Annotated in this window: 1 rRNA gene; it reads right to left on the minus strand. The window is 52.6% G+C overall.

Annotation, left to right across the window (positions count from 1 at the left end):
- A 23S ribosomal RNA gene (locus tag ABVF21_RS22595) occupies positions 1-2826 on the minus strand; the annotation flags it as partial.
- Between the last annotated feature and the right edge of the window lie 111 nt (positions 2827-2937).

Raw genomic sequence — 2937 nt, forward strand, 5'->3', positions numbered from 1 at the left:
ATGCTGTGGGAAATCTCATCTCGAGGGGGGCTTCATGCTTAGATGCTTTCAGCACTTATCCCTTCCACACGTAGCTACCCAGCTATGCTCCTGGCGGAACAACTGGTACACCAGCGGTGTGTCCATCCCGGTCCTCTCGTACTAAGGACAGCTCCTCTCAAATTTCCTGCGCCCGCGACGGATAGGGACCGAACTGTCTCACGACGTTCTGAACCCAGCTCGCGTACCGCTTTAATGGGCGAACAGCCCAACCCTTGGGACCTACTTCAGCCCCAGGATGCGATGAGCCGACATCGAGGTGCCAAACCTCCCCGTCGATGTGGACTCTTGGGGGAGATAAGCCTGTTATCCCCAGGGTAGCTTTTATCCGTTGAGCGATGGCCCTTCCATGCGGAACCACCGGATCACTAAGCCCGACTTTCGTCCCTGCTCGACTTGTAGGTCTCGCAGTCAAGCTCCCTTGTGCCTTTACACTCTGCGAATGATTTCCAACCATTCTGAGGGAACCTTTGGGCGCCTCCGTTACACTTTAGGAGGCGACCGCCCCAGTCAAACTGCCCACCTGACACTGTCTCCGCACCGGATCACGGTGCTGGGTTAGAATGTCAGTACAGCCAGGGTAGTATCCCACCGACGCCTCCATCGAACCTGGCGGTCCGACTTCTATGGCTCCTACCTATCCTGTACAAGCTGTACCAAAATCCAATATCAGGCTACAGTAAAGCTCCATGGGGTCTTTCCGTCCTGTCGCGGGTAACCTGCATCTTCACAGGTACTATAATTTCACCGGGTCTCTCGTTGAGACAGTATCCAAGTCGTTGCACCTTTCGTGCGGGTCGGAACTTACCCGACAAGGAATTTCGCTACCTTAGGACCGTTATAGTTACGGCCGCCGTTTACTGGGGCTTCGATTCAGAGCTTCTCCCGTAAGGGATAACCCCTCCTCTTAACCTTCCAGCACCGGGCAGGTGTCAGCCCCTATACTTCGCCTTACGGCTTTGCAGAGACCTGTGTTTTTGCTAAACAGTCGCTTGGATCTTTTCACTGCGGCTCCCCTGGGCTATAAACCCGAGGAAGCACCCCTTCTCCCGAAGTTACGGGGTCATTTTGCCGAGTTCCTTAACGAGAGTTCTCCCGATCGTCTTAGGATTCTCTCCTCGCCTACCTGTGTCGGTTTGCGGTACGGGCACCTTTTTCCTCACTAGAGGCTTTTCTTGGCAGCGTAGAATCAAGGACTTCGGTACTAAATTTCCCTCGCCATCACGACTCAGCCTTCACGGTGAACGGATTTGCCTATTCACCAGCCTAATCGCTTGGACGCGCATTTCCAGCAGCGCGCTCTCCCTATCTTTCTGCGTCCCCCCGTCGTTCAAACGGAAAGGAGGTGGTACAGGAATATCAACCTGTTATCCATCGCCTACGCCTTTCGGCCTCGGCTTAGGTCCCGACTAACCCTGAGCGGACGAGCCTTCCTCAGGAAACCTTGGGCTTTCGACGGACAAGATTCTCACTTGTCTTTCGCTACTCATACCGGCATTCTCACTTCTAAGCGCTCCACCAGTCCTTTCGGTCTGACTTCACAGCCCTTAGAACGCTCTCCTACCATTGTCGTAAGACAATCCACAGCTTCGGTGATACGTTTAGCCCCGGTACATTTTCGGCGCAGCGTCACTCGACCAGTGAGCTATTACGCACTCTTTAAATGATGGCTGCTTCTAAGCCAACATCCTGGTTGTCTAAGCAACGCCACATCCTTTTCCACTTAACGTATACTTTGGGACCTTAGCTGGTGGTCTGGGCTGTTTCCCTCTCGACTACGGATCTTATCACTCGCAGTCTGACTCCCGCGGATAAATCGTTGGCATTCGGAGTTTGACTGGATTCGGTAATCCGGTAAGGACCCCTAGTCCAATCAGTGCTCTACCTCCAAGATTCTTGCCGCGAGGCTAGCCCTAAAGCTATTTCGGAGAGAACCAGCTATCTCCAGGTTCGATTGGCATTTCACCGCTACCCACACCTCATCCCCGCATTTTTCAACATGCGTGGGTTCGGGCCTCCATTCAGTGTTACCTGAACTTCACCCTGGACATGGGTAGATCACCTGGTTTCGGGTCTACGACCACGTACTATTTCGCCCTATTCAGACTCGCTTTCGCTGCGGCTCCGCCTTCTCAGCTTAACCTTGCACGGGATCGTAACTCGCCGGTTCATTCTACAAAAGGCACGCTGTCACCCATTAACGGGCTCCAACTAGTTGTAGGCACACGGTTTCAGGTTCTTTTTCACTCCCCTTCCGGGGTGCTTTTCACCTTTCCCTCACGGTACTGGTTCACTATCGGTCACTAGAGAGTATTTAGCCTTGGGAGATGGTCCTCCCGGATTCCGACGGGGTTTCACGTGTCCCGCCGTACTCAGGATCCGTCTCGGAGGGCATCGGATTTTGACTACAGGATTGTTACCTTCTCTGATGGACCTTTCCAGGTCGCTTCGTCTATCCGTGCCTTTGTAACTCCAAAGAGACGTCCTACAACCCCAGAGGGCAAGCCCTCTGGTTTGGGCTGATTCCGTTTCGCTCGCCGCTACTCAGGAAATCGCGTTTGCTTTCTCTTCCTCCGGGTAATGAGATGTTTCAGTTCCCCGGGTCTGCCTTCCATTCCCTATGTATTCAGAAATGGATACCATCCTATTAAAGATGGTGGGTTCCCCCATTCGGAAATCTCCGGATCAAAGCGTACTTACAGCTCCCCGAAGCATATCGGTGTTCGTCCCGTCCTTCTTAGGCTTCTAGTGCCAAGGCATCCACCGTGCGCCCTTAGTAGCTTAACCTTCGATTTGTTAGGCATTGCTGCCATAACGCATCAGTTATTACTAAGTTATTGCATAAAAAATAATTATTGGATGTCGTTGTTTGTGCTATCTAGTTTTCAAGGAACAAGG

This window comes from Pseudalkalibacillus sp. JSM 102089 (assembly GCF_041366475.1).
GTDB classification, from domain to species: domain Bacteria; phylum Bacillota; class Bacilli; order Bacillales; family Guptibacillaceae; genus Guptibacillus; species Guptibacillus hwajinpoensis_B.